The 17,766-nt window shown below is 43.9% G+C and carries 13 protein-coding genes; 1 reads left to right on the forward strand and 12 read right to left on the reverse strand.

The features are described 5' to 3' along the window. Positions 1-13: 13 nt before the first annotated feature. The 11 genes from NSS87_RS23110 to NSS87_RS23160 form a co-directional block, all read right to left on the reverse strand. Positions 14-1,612 (reverse strand): helix-turn-helix domain-containing protein, encoded by a 1,599-nt coding sequence (locus NSS87_RS23110; RefSeq protein WP_339243023.1) that lies wholly within the window; start codon positions 1,610-1,612, stop codon positions 14-16. Next, entirely contained in the window at positions 1,587-3,386 is a 1,800-nt protein-coding gene (locus NSS87_RS23115; RefSeq protein WP_256716403.1) for a sensor histidine kinase, read from the reverse strand. Before NSS87_RS23115 ends, NSS87_RS23110 begins: the two co-directional genes overlap by 26 nt. Positions 3,387-3,491: 105 nt before the next feature. Further along, positions 3,492-4,856 (reverse strand): extracellular solute-binding protein, encoded by a 1,365-nt coding sequence (locus tag NSS87_RS23120; protein ID WP_076284704.1) that lies wholly within the window; start codon positions 4,854-4,856, stop codon positions 3,492-3,494. Positions 4,857-4,995: 139 nt separating this feature from the next. Then, complete coding sequence (locus tag NSS87_RS23125) at positions 4,996-5,778, reverse strand: carbohydrate ABC transporter permease (protein ID WP_042194330.1); 783 nt, start codon at positions 5,776-5,778, stop codon at positions 4,996-4,998. Positions 5,779-5,841: 63 nt separating this feature from the next. Further along, a complete protein-coding gene (locus tag NSS87_RS23130; RefSeq protein ID WP_076284705.1) occupies positions 5,842-6,741 on the reverse strand; it encodes a sugar ABC transporter permease in 900 nt (299 codons plus the stop codon). A gap of 293 nt (positions 6,742-7,034) precedes the next feature. Beyond that, complete coding sequence (locus tag NSS87_RS23135; protein WP_339243026.1) at positions 7,035-8,417, reverse strand: MATE family efflux transporter; 1,383 nt, start codon at positions 8,415-8,417, stop codon at positions 7,035-7,037. Between the two features lie 18 nt (positions 8,418-8,435). Continuing rightward, entirely contained in the window at positions 8,436-8,867 is a 432-nt protein-coding gene (locus NSS87_RS23140) for a MarR family transcriptional regulator (RefSeq protein WP_042190718.1), read from the reverse strand. Positions 8,868-9,125: 258 nt separating this feature from the next. Continuing rightward, positions 9,126-12,056 carry an insulinase family protein gene (locus NSS87_RS23145; RefSeq protein ID WP_339243029.1) on the reverse strand — a complete coding sequence of 977 codons (2,931 nt, stop codon included), beginning with the start codon at positions 12,054-12,056 and terminating at the stop codon, positions 9,126-9,128. Positions 12,057-12,207: 151 nt separating this feature from the next. Then, positions 12,208-12,681, reverse strand: a complete 474-nt coding sequence (locus NSS87_RS23150; RefSeq protein ID WP_042190722.1) for a hypothetical protein — start codon at positions 12,679-12,681, stop codon at positions 12,208-12,210. Continuing rightward, the gene (locus tag NSS87_RS23155) at positions 12,678-13,940 is read right to left on the reverse strand and encodes a DNA polymerase IV (RefSeq protein WP_339243030.1); all 1,263 of its coding nucleotides are present in this window, start codon (positions 13,938-13,940) and stop codon (positions 12,678-12,680) included. The genes NSS87_RS23150 and NSS87_RS23155 overlap by 4 nt, the downstream gene beginning before the upstream one ends. Continuing rightward, a complete protein-coding gene (locus NSS87_RS23160) occupies positions 13,933-14,130 on the reverse strand; it encodes a hypothetical protein (protein WP_076284709.1) in 198 nt (65 codons plus the stop codon). Before NSS87_RS23160 ends, NSS87_RS23155 begins: the two co-directional genes overlap by 8 nt. A gap of 319 nt (positions 14,131-14,449) precedes the next feature. On the opposite strand from NSS87_RS23160, the gene NSS87_RS23165 reads away from it, so the two are divergent. Continuing rightward, entirely contained in the window at positions 14,450-15,328 is an 879-nt protein-coding gene (locus NSS87_RS23165; RefSeq protein WP_042190729.1) for an AraC family transcriptional regulator, read from the forward strand. A gap of 44 nt (positions 15,329-15,372) precedes the next feature. Here the strand turns inward: NSS87_RS23165 and NSS87_RS23170 are convergent, their stop codons facing one another. Then, complete coding sequence (locus tag NSS87_RS23170) at positions 15,373-17,556, reverse strand: alpha-galactosidase (RefSeq protein WP_339243031.1); 2,184 nt, start codon at positions 17,554-17,556, stop codon at positions 15,373-15,375. Positions 17,557-17,766: the final 210 nt, after the last annotated feature.

The following is a 17,766-nucleotide window of genomic DNA, read 5'->3' on the forward strand; positions in this document are numbered from 1 at the left end:
CTCCAATCCAAACTTAATGCCAAGCCGCATATTCACTAGGCCTCATGCCCATTTCCCGTTTAAACAGCTTGATAAAATAACTTTTGTTGGCATAGCCCAGATACTCGGAGATCTCTTCCACAGTCTTTCCAGACTGATTAAGCAGCTCTTTTGCCTTCTGAAGCTTTAGCATATTTACGTATTCGATGAAATTCTGGTTTGTTTCCCGTTTGAACAAGCGGCTGAAATAGCTGGCATTCAAGTTCAGGCGTCCAGCCATATCCTCCAGCGTTATTTTCTCCGTTACATGACTGATCACGAACTGCTGGGCTTTAATAACCTCGCTCCGTTTGGACTTAATAGAGAATATACTTATTTTCCGCGCTAATTCTTCCAAGTACTGAACTAACCACTCTTCCAAATGCTCGAGGGTATCAATGTCACTCACCACGCTAAACAGCTTTTCTTCCGCCATAGGCAATGGAGACTGCAGCAGCTGTTTCGTCTTCAATTGCAAGTCCATCAGCAACCGGAGAACACATTCCTTAACTTCATTTGGATGAAACTTTTGCGTTGCCACCCATTCTCGCCATTCCTTTACATGAACATGAAGCTCTGTTTCCCTATTCAGGGCAATATCATCATTAATAACAGCGTACAGACTTCCATATTCGGCATAAATATCATCCCGCGAAAAGCTAATCTCTTCAAAACGGTGGATGCCCGCTGCTTGAAAATAAAACCGCTGGATCTTCTCCTTTAACATCCGCTGCAGTGTTCCGCGAATTTCCTCAGGACTGCGTGCCTCAGCACCAAATATGCAGGAGACAGACAGCTTGAGATATTTCTGTACCGCAGAGGCTGCATTTTGAATGGAATGATAGATCGCTTGGTGGTCTCTGGAAGACTGATCGCTGCAGAAAAGAATAACAATCTCCTTATGGCTGTATCTCGAAATAAATAAACTGTGATCAGCCTCAAGCACTTCCTGCATAATATTCTCGACGGCAAAAGAAATCGTATATTCACTCATACGCCGCACCCGTGAGGCTTCCTCTGGACGGTCAATCACTATAAGCATTGGAATGTAGGTCTTGGCATGGATCATAATTCCGTTTGACCGGGCTTGCTCGATCCAAGCTACCTTGTCCCAAGATTGGTATAACGTATCTTTTAGAAACTTTTCTTTTAGCGCAGCACGGTTTTGTGATTGCTTTTGCTTATATACCTGCATCTCGGTATGCTGCTGCCTGTTCAGACCCACTTCCTTCACAAGTGTTCTGAGTGCATGTTCCAGCTGCTCGATATTCAGTGATTCTTTTAAAATATATTCTCCTACGTTTAATTTCAGCGCCTGCTGAGCGTATTTGAACTCGTTGTGGCAGGACAGAATAATCGCACGAATTCCGGGCTTCATCGCTCTGAATTTCTCAAGCATCTCCAGTCCGTTCATCTTAGGCATGCCAATATCGGTGATAATCAGATCCGGTGGATTCTGCCGTGCTTTTTCCCAAGCCTCAAGACCGCTATAATAACATCCGGTGAGTTCAATCCCGAGCTCACTCCATGACACGGCTTGCGACAAATAACGGATAACCGGATAGTCATCATCCACCAAAATTGCCGTCAGCATTCTCTATACCCACCTTTCCGTAGTTCAGTGGAAACTCCAAACAAATCTCCGTACCCACATCAGGTTCGCTTGATATATTCAACTTAAATGAAGCACCATAAATCATACTGAGGCGTTGGGCCACATTACGTAAGCCTATGCCGGAGAATCCTTTTCTGTCCTCTTCTGCAATTTGCTCACTACTGTATGCGGTTTCACGAAGTCTTTTTAAATTCTCCTGTGACATTCCGATACCATTATCCTTAATGGTGATAACCAAGGTTCCTGTAGTTGCAATAATACGAGCTTCAATAAAGATCTCACCACCAAACTGCTCGAAACCATGGATGATGGCATTTTCGATCATAGGCTGAATCATAAACCGAGGCACCAGTGCTTCAGCAGTTCCGTCTGCTAAATTCATTTCCAGCCTGACCTGATTGGCATGACGAAAATTCATCAAAGTCACATAATGAGATATCGTATCTGTCTCCTCACGAAGCGGGATAAACTCATTGTCTCTGTTAAAGGTCATACGGAGCAAAGACGACAACGAACCAATCAACTCGGCGTTCTCCTTGTCTCCTTGCATCAGAATATTTAACCGGATCGAATTCAACAGATTAAACATAAAGTGCGGATTGATCTGTGCCTGCAGCATTTCCAGTTCAGCTTTTCTTTTTCCTGTTTGCTCATAGGTGATTTGTTCAATCATCGACTCGATTCGATCTAGCATTTGGTCGATGGTACGAGCCAGTTGAGCCGCCTCATTATTCCCACGGATTAGCGAACGTTCGTCCAATTGACCACGACCTATTCGCTTTACAAAAGCACTTAATTTCACGATGGGCTGAGTCAGCTTAGAGATTAGAACGGTTAAGAGAACGGAAAAGAAGGTAAAGAATAGAATTTGCACGGCTAAGCTGATAAATAAAATCTGTTTATTCTTTGACAATGCCGCCTTCATAGGGATAATGCTCACCATCTGCCATCTGTTGCTGCTCAGCTCCTGGTCAACATACAAAAATTTCTCCCCACTGATCTCGACAGTATCAAGCCGACCTTCCTTTTTCCACCACGTCATTGTTTCACCAATTCGGGCTGGATCAGCATGTGAGACTACAGTTCCCTTGTCATCCAAAAGCATCATCTCTTTGCCATTGTCATTGTTCAGATAAGGGCGGAGTTTACGCTCATTGATGTTGATAATCATATATCCGATCGTGCTGCTGGAGGTCGATTGTATAGGTCTCGCAATAGTTACCCAATTGGCTGAGCCCTTATCAGAATAGTTGTAGTAGGTGTCGTGCTCCGCTCTCCAGAAAGTCGAAATCGGCTGAGTTTGTTTCAATAGTGACATCCAACGCTCGCTATAAAAGGTTTTCGGATTAAAGTCGCTATAAGGATAACTCGTATAAATAAATCCATTCTTACCGATCAGTGTCACTTTCAAATACTCTGAAAGAACGAACATATCATCCAGCATCCGCGACATACGGTTATACTGGATGATCTCTTTCGCTGAATGCAGCGACTCTGGAACAGCAGACATCATCTGCCTGATTTCGCTGTTCTGAAGCACAAAATTGGACTGCTCCAGCGTTTGTTCAAAAATGGCATTCATATTGGCACTGGACGCATTGAGAGATTCTCTTGCGCTGCCAACGGCCTTCTCCAGAATCAGATCCCGGGTTAAATAATCTGTAACCATGTAAATGCAGACTAGCGGGATCAGTACGCAAATCATTGAAGACCAGACAAGTTTCATTCGAAGTGATTGATGCTTTCTAAACACGGATGACAGGCCCCATATCTGTTTTAAATTTGGAGCAGGAGGCAGAAATGCTTTCCTGCCCCCACATTATAAGCCCCCTTGGGGAAGCGTACAATCAGTCTCCGCCTACTTTCCGCTGTTGTTCTGAACGACTTCCGAAATTTTCTTATCGATATTGGTAACGGTGACATCCAGATCCTGTTGGCCAAGGAGATACATTTCCGCTTCTGGAATAACGTTGTTCTTAGCTTCATCCGCATATTTAGCCGGAACTTGCGTCGCACCAGGTGCCGAATTCTCCATCGTATATTTCAGGGAATCAACATCAATCATAGATGGATCCTTAGAACCACTCACAATCGTATCCACCAATTTGTTCGTATCCGATTTCGCCCAGCCAGAGAAGACACGTCCGCCAATTTCCAGTCCTTCTGAGGTATACCAGCGTACAAAGGTGTAAGCAGCTTCCTTATGCTTGGATTTAGCAGCGATCCCCATATAGGTTGGCTGAACAGGTGAGTAATGTTTGCTCTCACTATCCAGTCGAGGGATCGGCGCAAACGCGGTAACGAAGGTTGCTGGAATGGCATCCGTTCCACCCGATTCCGCAACCATCCAGTCACCCATCGGAAGCATCGCTGCTAAACCATTAAAATACTGATTCCGGTAGGCAAGCTTCTGCGAAATAATATCCTCGTAAGGAGTAGCACTCTTATCTTCGTACATCATTTTCTTCATCATCTGCAGATTAGCCTTAAATTGCGGGTCCAGGGCATTGGAGGTTCCGTCAGATTTCAGAAAAGTATTATCCTCAGGTTTACTCATCAGCTGGAGTTGGAAATAATCTGGCCAATTGTGCAGATATGCGCCAAAACGCTTCGTTGCGCCCTCACCTTTGGTCAATTTCTTGGCATACTCTTCGAAATCCGCCCAAGTCCAGTCGGTCGGTACCGGCAGACCAGCCTCATCTAGCATTTCTTTGTTAAGAAGCACGAACCAGCGCTGCATAGATGACGGTAACGCATAGACTTTGCCATTGACCGTAGTGTCCACTAGATATTCATCGGAGAGCTTATACCCTTCTTTCTGAATATATTCGTCCATCGGCGCTAACACACCGATATCTGCTCGCTGCGAATAGTTGGTATACGGCAGTTCGACAATATCCAGCGGGTCACTTGCAGCGGCCATCAAATCCAGTTTCTGCATAGAGGCTACTGAATCGCCTTTTTCATTCAGTAGATCCACTTCTACATGAATGTCGGGATGCGCCTTCTCAAACTCTGCGATAATCGTACTCCACTTCGCTTTAGCTTCCGTCTGCCAGGTACTCAGCTTCAGCGTAACCTTCTCTGCTGCAGGCTCCTTATTTCCACCAGCATCAGGCGCATCTGTTGCTCCTGCATTATTTGTTTTCGCATTTCCACCGCAAGCGGCCAATGACAACGCCATAGATGTGATCATAAGCACGGATAATAATTTCTTTTTCATATAGACCCTCCTATAAATGTGTTGGGTATACCTCGCTTTACAGCCAAAGCTATGTAACTGCTTACAAGAACATCCTAACATGCAGGATAGACGAGGAAAGTTCTCATATTCTACCGAAGAGAAACTATTTTGACTTTTATTATCCTTTCACGCCTCCGAGGGCAATTCCCTCAATAACCTGCTTCTGACCGAGAGCAAAAATAATCAGCAGTGGCAGAATTGCAGATACCGCACCAGCCATCATGAGGGAATAAACATCCCCGTATTGGTCCCCAAACAACCGAATACCTAACTGAATAGTAAACAGCTCTTTAGATTTCAAAAAAATGAGTGGGTACTGATAGTCGTTCCAGGTCCAGATAAAACGCAGAATAGCATAAGTAGCTACAGCGGGACGGATCAGCGGAAATGCAATTTGTAGAAAAGAACGAAAATGACCTGCTCCATCCATCCGCGCCGATTCAAGATACTCGTTGTTTACCCCCATAAAAAATTGCTTGAGCATAAACGCACCGATAATACTAAAGCTGTTAATTAAGATCAATCCTAAATGCGTATCAATCAGATTCAGCCAGTTAAATAGTAGAAACTGTGGAACCAGCGAAGCCTGCGGAGGAACCATGTAAAGGGCCAATACAACTACAAACATCGCATCTCTACCCGGAAAACGCAGCTTGGAGAACCCATAAGCAGCCAGTGCGCATATCAGCACATTAATTATAGTCGTGGCTAGCGTAATATAAATGGAATTTCCATAATAGCGAGCGAAGTCACCCGACCAAACCTGTTTATAATTTTCAATGAGGTTCCACTGCTGTGGCAGCCATTGTATCGGAAAATCAAACACATCTTTCTCCAGTTTAAAGGAAGTGGACAACATCCATAGAAATGGTAAAAGAAATGCGATGCCTAGCAGGCCCATTGCGATTGTCCAGATGGTTCTGGATAGAAGCTCTTTTCTCACTGTAATTTCTCCTTTCTGCCTTTAATAATTGACCCATTTTTTTTGCGCTAACATCTGCAGGGCTGTAATGATTAGGCAGATGAGGAACAGTACAAGTGCCATGCTAGAGGCATAACCAGTCTTCAATTGATTGAAGGCGGTGTCATATAGCTCATAAACGATAACGGTCGTGGAGTTGGCCGGTCCACCCTGTGTCAGTACTTGAATCAGATCGAATATTTTAAATGAACCAATGACCCCTGTAACCAGCAGGAAAAAGGTAGTTGGCGAAATGCAGGGAACCGTGATATTGCGGAATTTCCGCCAGCTATTAGCCCCATCAATATCAGCTGCTTCATAAAGGTCCTTCGGAATACTCTGTAACCCAGCGATAAAAATAATAATGTTGTAACCGAGCTGAATCCAAATCTGGATCAACATAAGCGACGGCAAAGCATAATGGATATCAGCTAACCATTTTGGCGGATTACTCCACCCCAGTGACATCAGGAATTGATTGACAGGTCCTAATGAGGGATGAAACATTACCTGCCAAACCATAGCGATGGCAACTACACTGGAGATGTAGGGTAGGAAGTAAATCACTTTAAACAAGTCCTTCAGGAACACCTGTTTATCAATCAGGATCGCTAACAGCAGAGCAACGATGATCGTAACCGGTACTGTGATAATAAAGAGCAGATTGTTCAGCAAGCTTTTCATAAAAGCATCATCATGAAACAGCCTTATGAAATTATCCATGCCCGCGAACTTAATCCCCCCTAACCCAGCCACAAAGTTCCAGTTCGTGAAGCTTAACAGCAGTGAGCCCAGCACTGGGATCAACGTCAAGATGATCAGCCCCAACATCAGTGGAGCGACGAATAAATACCCAGCGATTGCTTCGCGCGTATCCATTTTAAGATGAAATTTTCGTATCATAGTTCTCCTCCTTTACTTATCCATAATTGTAGAAAAAGTAAGCCGTAATCATAAGAACTAGAATTGTTCATTTTGGAACTAATTTTACCGATCCTTTAGTTGCGAAGTTTTCTAGACAACCAAGCATAAACGCCTTTGGCGTCCTTATAAGGACGCCAAAGGCGTTTATGCGAGAAATATAAGACATAAAGTATATTGTAAAACTTATATTTTCTTATATTTGCAAAAAAAGCGCGAGCCAAGCTCCCGCCATCCACTACATTTCTATTTTTCCACGTAAAGTAAAGATCGTTTTACACGGACGCAACCTCTACAACACCTTTTCCATCCCCACCCGTGCTTTTCAGCTTCTTACTAAAAATCACAAACAAGATGACGCCCATTAAGCTCGTTATAACTTCTGTTATGGTCATTGACCAGATCACGCCATGAAGTCCAAAAACAGAATGTAACACGATAATCATAGGGATAAACAATACGCCTTGTGTGATGGCCATAATGTTGGTTGGTACTCCCTGTCCTGTCGCTTGAAAAATACTCATAAACAAACCTGTAAATCCATTAAATAAAGCAGAAATCAGCATGGCTACCAAAATATAAGTTCCCATACTTAACACTGAAGGGTCATTAGAGAAGAAGTGCAGGATCGTTCCTCTAAACAGAAACACTAGACCTACAAAGACAAAAGCAATACCTCCGATATAGGCAAAAGCATGTTTAATTGTTGATTTAAGTCTCGCCATATTTTGACTAGCAAAGTTAAACGCAAATAGCGGAATCAAACCTAAGAATAAGCCCATTGATAAGAACTCCGGAACTTGCACAATTCTTAAGGCCACACCAAATCCGGCAACCACATTTTCTCCATATTGAATCGCGAAGTTATTTAACAAAAGCGTGCTCACAATCACAAAACTAAATTGCAATAACTCTGATACACCTATTTTGTATACTTCTAATTGATCTCGAACAGATATCTTGAAATGCTTCAAAAATCCTCTTAAATGCTCACTTTTCGTTTCTAAAAAATAGACATAATAAATCGCGGAACCCACATTCGCTAAAACCATCGCCAACGCAGCACCTGCCACATGCCATTTCAGCACAAGAATAAAGAGTGGATCAAAAATTAAACTTAAAGCCGTACTAATAAAGATACCGTACATCGATTCTTTGGAGGCACCTTCGGAACGGACTAGCTGTTCCAAGGCAAAATTAAGCACAATGGCAAATCCACCGGCAAAAAGGGTCAAAGCATAAGCCTTAGTAAAGTCTAGAGTAGCAGCATCTGCGCCTAGTAATCGCGTAATTGGATCAATCGCTAACATCGCTATTAGAGCAATAAGAATACCCACTATAATGCTTCCATAAAAAGTGTATCCGGCAACCTTCTTTCCCTTCTCCGTATCCTTTTGCCCCGCGAGCCTTGTAATAAATGTTCCGCCACCTACGCCAAGCATATTCCCAAAGGCCATAAGGACTGTGAAGATGGGTAGACCCAGCGTAATGGCAGTCAGCATACTAGTATTGTGGAGTAAGCCAATGAAATAAGCATTGATTACATTATAGATGGTACCAACAGACATCCCGATCATCATAGGAATGGATAAATGAGCAATTGCCTTCTTGATCGGCGCCGATTCTAAATAATATTGATTGGAGACTTCTGTTTCCATGATTAACCCTCCGAACGTTTATAGACTTGAATTAACTTTTTGCAGTAAAGACTTTAAGTTTGCTGTTTCTTCCGGACTGAGTGCTTTTGTAATGCTTGCTTCTACCCCTGAGAAAATCTCATTGAACTCCTCGACCAAAAGAGCGCCCTTTTCCAAAACAAAAATGCTCTTCTGCCGTTCATCATTTTCAGGTGTGACACGCTTGATATAGCCTTTCTTTTCTAACCCTTGAAGCATGCTGGTGATACTCGCCCCTTTTCTATTAAAGACTTCCGCCAAATCCTTTTGAATTACACCTTTTTCTTGATGCTCAAAAATATAACCGATCATGCGTCCTTGCTGTGAATTCAGCCCTAGCTCATTCAGCCTGGCGTCAGCTGTACTTTTTAGTTTCATCCCGATCTCTCGAATCAAATTAGAAAATGGTGTATTTTCAACGGGTTTGCTCATTATTATTTCCTCCGCATTCGTATTAGTTAGAACTCTAAGTAACATCATTATCATAATAGTTAGAACTCTAACTGTCAATATTCTAACTAAATAAACTGGTTTTATTCTTCCTTTAAGGTAAGTACATGACGGCGGTGAATGTTTGGACTTCCGGCCACTGTTCCCTTGTAGAATGTTTTTTTAGTTCACCTTATTAAAAAACGCCCCTCTCCAGCACATGCCCGTAGACATGTACTGAAAAGGAGCGATTAGAGAAACTTACTTCACAAGTTCCTCTAAACTTCCGAATAATGCTTTTGTCGATTTCAGCTTGGACGCATTGCCGACTACAGTGAAATAGTTCTGTTCCGTCACAGCCTTAAGTAAATCGGTGTACTGTCTGATATCTTCCGGTGTTGTCGACAAGATTTCATCCCGCTCTCGCTGCAGCTCGGCCTCCGTCACCTGTTCAAAATAATGCCGGTCCGCCCGCCGTCCCTGTGCGCTGGGACTAAGAGGCTGATCCAGCATAGATAAGGTGCCAATGATCGCTTTGGTCATCTCGTCGGGATCTGCTTCATACCCCTCAGCAAAACGGTACGCCTGATCATAAACCTCCAGCGTCTCCTGCAAATTCGGATCACGGTAGGACGTGAACATCATCATCCCATCTCTGCGCAGAACCAGGTTTCCACCATAGGCACCGCCCTTCACACGTACGGCATTCCACAGATAGGTAAGGCTCATGATTTTCTTGAGCACCTGCATTTTGCCTGAATATGTGAATCCTAGCTTAGTGAAGTCGTATCCTTTGACCACATATTGCACCTGGCTGGAAGACATGAATCCTTCATTGTCCGCATGTCCCTGTGCCGTAATCTTAGGCTTATTTACTACTGGCCGATCCTGGATACCCAGCTTCGCTGCATTAGCTATGAATTCTTCATACAAATCAGGCGTACCAGTCACGCTGATGATCAAATTGTTTTTATTGAACAAATCCCCACAGATGCCCTTCAGTGTGTCTGCCACCTGAGCTCCCTGTTGGTCAAACGTCTCCGCAAGCTCGCGGATAAAGCGGTAATAAGTAACGCCGCCCTGTTGTTCCTGATACGCTCCCATGTCCGAGAAATAGGACATCAGACGGCTGGCCGCAATCTCATTCCCTCTTTGATTCAGAATCGATTCCATCTGCGAGGCTTCCCGGCGGACGATTTCCTGCAGCTTGGTCAGATTGTCGAGCGCACTTGTGTAGAGTATCTCTCGCAGCAGGTCCAGTGATTCACCAATATGCCCCGCCATCACCTTCACCAGCGCAGAGAATTTAGGCTGATAGCTCGCCCCCGTAGCTTTTGCAGCGCCATAGAGCTCATTCCTGAAATATATGCCCCCGGTTTTGATCCCGATTTCACTGGTGAGCTCTTCGATGCTGTAGGACGCAGTCTCCATTTGTCCCAATACCTCTGCCAATAGCACCAAATAAGGAATCTTTTCAGGGGCTATAACACCCGTATCCCAATAAAGCTTGCAGTAGGTAATCTTATGGGTAGCTACCTCATGGTGGATCACTTTTATTCCCTCATTGATTTGTTCATAGGTCGGCACCTGAGGTTCTACGCTGCGGTTAATATCCTGTAAAGACAAGCTCGGTAGCTTCTGTAAATCTTCGGCTGCATCCGCACGACTCTGCCGCGCCAGAAGATGCTGTGTACTCTGAACAAGCTGCTCCAACTGATCTGGTTGCAGTGACGCTTTGTATTCACTCAATTGATGCTGAGTGGATGCTTCCTTTTCCGCTGCGATCGTCTTGGACGGGTTCAGTACCACCACACTGAAATGATCACTGTTCAGCAAATAGTCCTCAATCAGCTTCTCAAAATAACGGTCCGCAAGCTTTTCCCGAATGGCTGTGAGCACCTCTTCATAGCGCATGTGAGTAGTCGGCTGACCGTCATAGAGCCAGGACTTCATCACTTCGATATTGTAAGTAAGACCCTTCGGATACTGATTAAAGTCCGCTTCCCGCAGTTCAAATTCCTTACTGTTGACCGCTGCCAGCACCAGCTTCTCATCTAGTCCGTCCTGGACCAAACGCTTTAATGTAGTCTTCACCAGCTCCACAAAGGCATCTTTGGAGGAGGCATTGGAATGCGTCAGCGTAATACCAAGCAGCGGTTGAACCATACTGTCGGAATAAAAAGCAAACGCGTCTTTGCCAAGTCCGCTTTCGAGCAAGGCTTGCTTGAGCGGAGCTGCGTTGCTGTCCATCAGCATGCTTTTTAAAATATCAAAAGCAAGGTTCAGTTCCCGATCAGTAGAAGTTCCAATCACATAATTTAGACTCAAATAAGTCTTATCAGTGGCTGCTTCAGCTTCCAGAATCGGATAATCCGCTACCAGCTCCGTCATTCCAATGGGCTGTTGTAGCGCAATGGAAGTATCGAAGCTATTTCGTTCATAAGACCCAAGATATTCCTGGTCTATAAATTGCAGCTTTTCTTCAATATTAACGTCTCCGTAGAGATAAAAATAACTGTTGGACGGATGATAATAATTGCTGTGCGCCTTGAGAAACTGCTCATAGGTTAGCGCAGGAATTTCCTGTGGATCTCCACCTGAAGAATGACGGTAAATCGTGTCCGGATACAATGACTTTTTGATTCTATCCATCAATACCGTAGTCGGCGAGGAATATGAACCTTTCATCTCGTTGTAAACCACGCCTTTATAGATTAACTCATCTTCGGGATGCTGAAGCTCGTAATGCCAGCCCTCTTGCTCAAAAATTTCTTGTTGCTTATAAATATTTGGTTGAAAAACACTATCCAGATAAACCTCCACCAAATTAGAGAAGTCCTGATCGTTTCGGCTCGCTACTGGATACATCGTCTTATCCCCAAACGTAAATGCGTTCAGGAACGTCTGCATCGAGCCTTTCAGTAATTCTACAAAAGGTTCCTTGACCGGATATTTCTCTGAACCACATAATACGGAATGCTCCAAAATATGAAAGACCCCCGTACTATCTTCAGGCGGGGTCCTGAAGCTTACACTAAATACCTTGTTGTCATCCTGATTCTGCACGAACAGCAGCCTGGCGCCGCTCTTCAGATGTTCCAGCGTGAATACGTTGGATTCGTTCTCCGGGATAAATTCCTCATTAACAACCTGAAATCCATAATAAGTGTTCCCTGTGATCAAACGGCTCATAGATTTCCCTCCTCTGTTTAGGGATATGATAACTCTACATGAGCTTATCATATCCCTGGGCGATTATTCCATCAGTAGAAGGTCTCCGGGATTAATTTCTGGTTCACATAAAACAAGACCACGCCAGTATAATTACTGACAAAGCCTTGTTTTATTTCAAATGATCTTTTAATATTGCTCCGAGTTCAGCTGTGTATTTAGTCAACCTTAAGCTTATCTCTGTACGCATAACATCTCGAGTTAAACCAAAGCGTTCCTGATATCCTCGGCAAAAGATTTTGTAATACACCAAGAATTCCTCCTGTTCATCTGCCAGCACCCTGATATTCCGCTGTTTCAGCTCTTTTTGCAGCCGATAAGTATCCTGCATGATCCGGCGTTGAATGGCTTGACCAGCCATCAAATAGGCACGTTTAAGAATATTGCTGGAGGGCTCGATCTCCTTCAGACTCTTGCTAACCATAGTATCTATATAAGGAAGCAAAATGAGGTCTCGAACCATCGTACGTTCCTCCATAGTTATCATTTTATCTGGGTTCTCACGCTGCTGTTCCTCATACTGCTCAACATGCTCGGTCATGATCATTTTCGTTTTCCAGCGTTCATTACCCTCAAGTTTACTCATTTATAGTGACCTCCAATCTGTTCAGCTCTTTCTAAGGCAACACCGGATTCAAGCATAGATGAAGCTCTGATTAGAGCTTTACTGCCATAACGAGCTTTTATTTGATCGATTGCACGTTCTTTGTTGTAAGCCCGAACCCTGTCATCAAAGAGTGTAAGTTGGATGACGCTATCATCTGATAGGTTAGACAAGGAAATCGCTAATCGACCTATGGGAAGGCCTGACCAGTTGTCTGCAAATAATTTTTGCGCAGCAGCAGCTACTTCGTGTGTTAGTGATGTGGGTTCGGGCAATGTCATCTGACGCTCGTAAGCATTTGAACGCTCTCCGTCCGTCTCTAAAACTGAAATAGATACTACCGATCCCATATAACCATACCGCCGGGCTCGCTGGCATACTTCAATGACGAGCTCAAGCAGCACAACCTCAATATCCGTATGCCTGGTGTATAAATTCCAGCGCAGAGCCTTACCATGTCCCACTGATTTGATTTGATGACGCATTCCTGTGACCACTGGACTAGGATCTAGCCCGCGCGCAGTTTGCCAATAATATTCCGCTTGAATATCACTTTGCTTACCCATGGTAGTTCGCATTCGTCGCTTAAATTCTGACAGTTCCATTCGCGCAATATCTCCAATTGTGGATATACCCATACGCCAAAAATTCTTGGTCATTCTAGCCGCTACCATAAACATATCCTGCACGGGAAGTTTCCAAAGGGTCGTCTCTAATTGGTCAAAAGAAAGTTCATATATCCCATCCTTCATCTTTTTGGCGTAGTTATCTGTCGCCATCTTTGCCATAACCTTAGTAGATCCAATACCTACCCGTGTCCAGACTCCCGTCGAAAGTAAAACATGGTGCTGAATTTTATGAATCATATCCTGCAGCGATCCTCCGAAATACGCAAGAGATCCTGTGACATCCAGAAACTGCTCATCGATACTGTAGGGTTCTACCAGATCGGTATATGTTCGGTAAATCTCTGATATCAAGAGTGATACTTTAATGTAAGTCCCCATGCGTGGCCTTATTACGATTAGCTCTGGGCATTTTGCTAAAGCTTCACCTACACGCGAAGCCGTTGTTACCCCCTTCGCTTTTGCAAGCGGGCAGGCCGCCAACACAATACCGTTCATTCTTGTCGGATCCCCTACTGCAACAGGTTTATCTCGATATTCAGGATGGGCAGCCTTCTCCACAGAGGCGTAAAATGCCTGGCAGTCAGACAGTAGTATGACACGCTCCTTAGGCATGACGCTTTTCCTGCACGGGCTGCCATGAAAGAATATTTGCTGCCAAGAACATGCGAGGCGTTCCTGTAGTCAGACAGCTTGCTCGTATGCGTCCGTCACGGATACTGTGTATTTCAATTTTCCGCTGGCTGATATTTCTCGCCTTATCCTGATATATAATTTCAATTATTTGGCCGATGCTGATTTGCATGCGATCGCCTCCATAAAAATAAGAACACTTGTTTGTATTATATGCGTAATCGGGAATTTTAAGCAACAAAAAAGGTGAGGTAATTTCCCCCACCACACCGGATCTGATTTTTTTAAAGCTGAGAATAATCTAATCCAGACCGAACGAGATCACTGTTCATTAGAGTGCATCCATGTGCTATAAAAAATGAGCATCCAGACCTGCGTATTCAACAGAGATTGAACAGACAACGAAAAAAGTTTACACTTTGATAGAGTAAACAACAGTAGTAAATTATTGATCTGTACTCAAAAGCTTTTTCTAGAAAGGAATTTTGCTAATGTTCCGTTCCTCCTACACCTTTCGCTCGGAAGAAGAAGCTTCCATGCTTCTGTTTGATTCTATCGGTTGGGAACAACTCGATTCACCTGCCTACTCCTTCAACGGCCAGAACCGGACGGAGAGAAGTTGTGTTATTTTTCAGTACACATTATCGGGAGAAGGTAGAATTGAAATAGATGGGGTTGTTCATCGGTTAACGAAGGGCAAAGCTTTTCTAGTGACTGTCCCCAGCATACACAGGTATTATTATCCGGAAGAAGGCACCGAGCCTTGGGAAGTTTTATGGCTCAATCTACGGGGGCCTTTAGCGATTTCACTTTGGAACCAACTCGCTGCTCATTGCGGTCCAATTGTAGAACTCCCCCAAGAATCGGTTTCGATAGATTTATTGTGGAGTACATTCAAGGACATTCAGGTTCATGAAGAAAGAGATTTGCATCTTTTAACGGGAAAAGTCTTTCAGTGGATCTTGTCCATGGAGAAATACCTCAAGAAACCAAATTTGTTAACCACCTATATAAAAAATGACAAGCTTCACGCCGCTATTCAATTCATGAAGGATGATCTGCATAATAATAATCTAAGCTTAGACGATGTTGCCGCTCATGTTGGTGTTTCCAAACATCATCTTTGCAGACTGTTTCAAAAAAACATCAATCTTTCACCCTTTGAATATTTAAAAAGACGGCGGATCGAGTTGGCAGCTTCCAAACTCAAAACAACAGATTTGAGTATCAACCAGATTGCGACGGAAAGCGGATTTGATAATGCCAGCTACTTCGGAAAGGTTTTCCGGTCCTATTTTGGGGTCAATCCTTCGACTTACCGCGAACAGGATCTAGCGTTCCAAACCAAACATGTATTTTTCGAAAATTGATCCATATAACAAAGGAGCAAGCCAGTGGCTTACTCCTTTTCTTATTAAACCTCTTTGAGTACAAATAATAAGCTTTTGAAATCGCCCTCAAGCTGTGGAAGTGAGAGTCCGAAGTGCATCAGCTCATCCCCTCTGTACACTTCACCGTTAAGCTCAAGTTTGTAGTTCTTAGCTGGGTCGAGTCCTTTCAACCGCAATCTACGGAGAGGTGCATTAGGCTCGGCCAGAACTCTGAAGTACGTGGCAAAAGCTTCTTTTTTATCATCCGAAACAAACATCCACGCAGTCTGATTCCCCTCAAATGGACTAAGCAGTCGATAGAAATCACCGAACTGAATCAGCATTCTCAGTTCCTTGTACTCAGAAACCTGTTTCCGGATATCCTCCCGCTCATCATCAGTTAGCTTGGTCATATCTAGTTCGTAGCCAAAGTTACCAGACATCGCAACATGACCGCGTGTTTCGAGTGGTGTGATACGGTGCACCTGATGGTTAGGAACAGCCGATACGTGAGCACACATAGAGCTTGCAGGATACACCATGCTTGTTCCATATTGGATCTTCAATCTTTCAATCGCGTCCGAATCATCACTGGTCCAGGTCTGTGGCATATAGTACAGCATTCCCGGATCATATCGTCCGCCGCCGCCGGAGCAGCTTTCGAACAAAATATGAGGGAAACGGGTGACGATACGTTCCAGCACATCATAAAGTCCAAGAATATAGCGGTGAGCCGTTTCGCGTTGACGTTCTGCAGGAAGAAGAGCAGACCCAATCTCCGTCATATTCCGGTTCATATCCCATTTCACATAAGTAATTGGAGCCGATGACAGCACGGAGCTAACCGATTCCACAATATAATCACATACATCCTTACGGGATAAATCCAGAACAAGCTGCTGGCGAGCTAACGTTCTTTTGTGACCTGGTACATGAAGACACCAATCCGGATGCTCGCGATAAAGATCGCTTTCTGGCGACACCATTTCCGGTTCGAACCATAATCCGAACTCCATGCCCATTGCCGTAATGTCTTCCCCGAGTTTTCCGAGACCCTCTGGAAGCTTGCGGCGATCCTCTACCCAATCTCCGAGGGAGCTATCATCATTGTCTCGTTTCCCAAACCAGCCGTCATCTAAGACAAACAGTTCAAGGCCAAGATCTTTACCTGCTTGAGCAATTTCTTTGATTTTATCTGCGTTGAAATTAAAATAGGTCGCTTCCCAGTTGTTGATGAGAATAGGGCGCTTCCGATCACGGAATTCACCTCTGCATAACCGGGTCCGGTACAGACGGTGATATGTTCTTGATAATCCGCCAAGGCCTTGGCTGGATCTTACCAGCACTGCTTCAGGAGCCTGGAAGGATTCTCCCGGTTCAAGCAACCATTGAAAATTAAACGGTTGAATGCCGATGCCCACTCTGGAAATACCGTATGGATCCACTTCTGCTTGCGCAAGAAAGCTTCCGCTGTACACAAGGCTGAACCCGTATACTTCACCGTGGTCCTCTGTTGCATCTTTTGCAAGCAAAGCCATAAAAGGATTCTGCGTGGAGCTACTAGCGCCGCGCTTACTGTCAATTCGTTGGATACCAGGCACGAGTGGTCTTTTGTGGATATGACGTTCTCTTGTCCAAGTACCAGATAATTGCAGCATGTCATAATCAGAATCATGGAAGTCAACATTTGCGCTTAACACACGCTTCAGCACCACATTGTCCTTACCTTGATTCTCAATCCGTACAGAACGTGTGATCACATCCTGATTATTAAACACGGTGTAGCTCAATACAGCAATCAGCCCGCTTTTGTCATCTTGAAGAAAAAGTTCCAGTGTCTCTGCTTCTTCTTCACTTTCAACATAAGTGGAAGGCAATCCCTTTAACTCAGGCTTCCCTTTATTGATCTTATAGCTCTTATAAAGGAAATCCGTAACGGTCGTACCATCTACCAAATGAACCTCAAGCGCTGGTTCCCGGAAATCACCATTCCCATAAGACGGAAATTCACTCGGAATAGTGTCGAGGGAGATTCTCTTGTCCTCCATTGTGTAGGTCGGGCTAAAAGAGCAACGTTCCACCAAATTCAGCGGTTGCACTATTCCTTCTAATTTAGGACCCCAATAGACATGCGCTGGAAGCTCACCTCTAACGACTTCAATAACGTAGCTGGACTGCTCAGACTGTAAATGAAACACCTTGCGGCTGTCATCATAATAAATGCTCATAATATCCTCCTACTCTTCTTATCAGATCTTGTTGTAATATAACTGACTTAATTTATCTTGTTGTTTGAAGTCTATTTTAAAGATAATTGGAAGGGGATACAATCTTAATATCTATACCTTAAGTAGTAAAATATTGATCTATAAAAAATTCAATTTCATGTTATTAAGCTTTGCAGACCAATAAATGATTATTAGCGGCTATAGTAAAAA

The organism is Paenibacillus sp. FSL F4-0243 (assembly GCF_037963295.1).
Classification (GTDB): domain Bacteria; phylum Bacillota; class Bacilli; order Paenibacillales; family Paenibacillaceae; genus Paenibacillus_AQ.

Excerpts from the sequence above, each read along its gene's own strand:
- NSS87_RS23110 (WP_339243023.1), bottom strand. The coding sequence starts at position 1,612 with ATGCTGACGGCAATTTTGGTGGATGATGACTATCCGGTTATCCGTTAT.
- NSS87_RS23120 (WP_076284704.1), bottom strand. The coding sequence starts at position 4,856 with ATGAAAAAGAAATTATTATCCGTGCTTATGATCACATCTATGGCGTTG.
- NSS87_RS23125 (WP_042194330.1), bottom strand. The coding sequence starts at position 5,778 with ATGGGCCTGCTAGGCATCGCATTTCTTTTACCATTTCTATGGATGTTG.
- NSS87_RS23130 (WP_076284705.1), bottom strand. The coding sequence starts at position 6,741 with ATGATACGAAAATTTCATCTTAAAATGGATACGCGCGAAGCAATCGCT.
- NSS87_RS23135 (WP_339243026.1), bottom strand. The coding sequence starts at position 8,417 with ATGGAAACAGAAGTCTCCAATCAATATTATTTAGAATCGGCGCCGATC.
- NSS87_RS23140 (WP_042190718.1), bottom strand. The coding sequence starts at position 8,867 with ATGAGCAAACCCGTTGAAAATACACCATTTTCTAATTTGATTCGAGAG.
- NSS87_RS23145 (WP_339243029.1), bottom strand. The coding sequence starts at position 12,056 with ATGAGCCGTTTGATCACAGGGAACACTTATTATGGATTTCAGGTTGTT.
- NSS87_RS23150 (WP_042190722.1), bottom strand. The coding sequence starts at position 12,681 with ATGAGTAAACTTGAGGGTAATGAACGCTGGAAAACGAAAATGATCATG.
- NSS87_RS23155 (WP_339243030.1), bottom strand. The coding sequence starts at position 13,940 with ATGCCTAAGGAGCGTGTCATACTACTGTCTGACTGCCAGGCATTTTAC.
- NSS87_RS23160 (WP_076284709.1), bottom strand. The coding sequence starts at position 14,130 with ATGCAAATCAGCATCGGCCAAATAATTGAAATTATATATCAGGATAAG.
- NSS87_RS23165 (WP_042190729.1), top strand. The coding sequence starts at position 14,450 with ATGTTCCGTTCCTCCTACACCTTTCGCTCGGAAGAAGAAGCTTCCATG.
- NSS87_RS23170 (WP_339243031.1), bottom strand. The coding sequence starts at position 17,556 with ATGAGCATTTATTATGATGACAGCCGCAAGGTGTTTCATTTACAGTCT.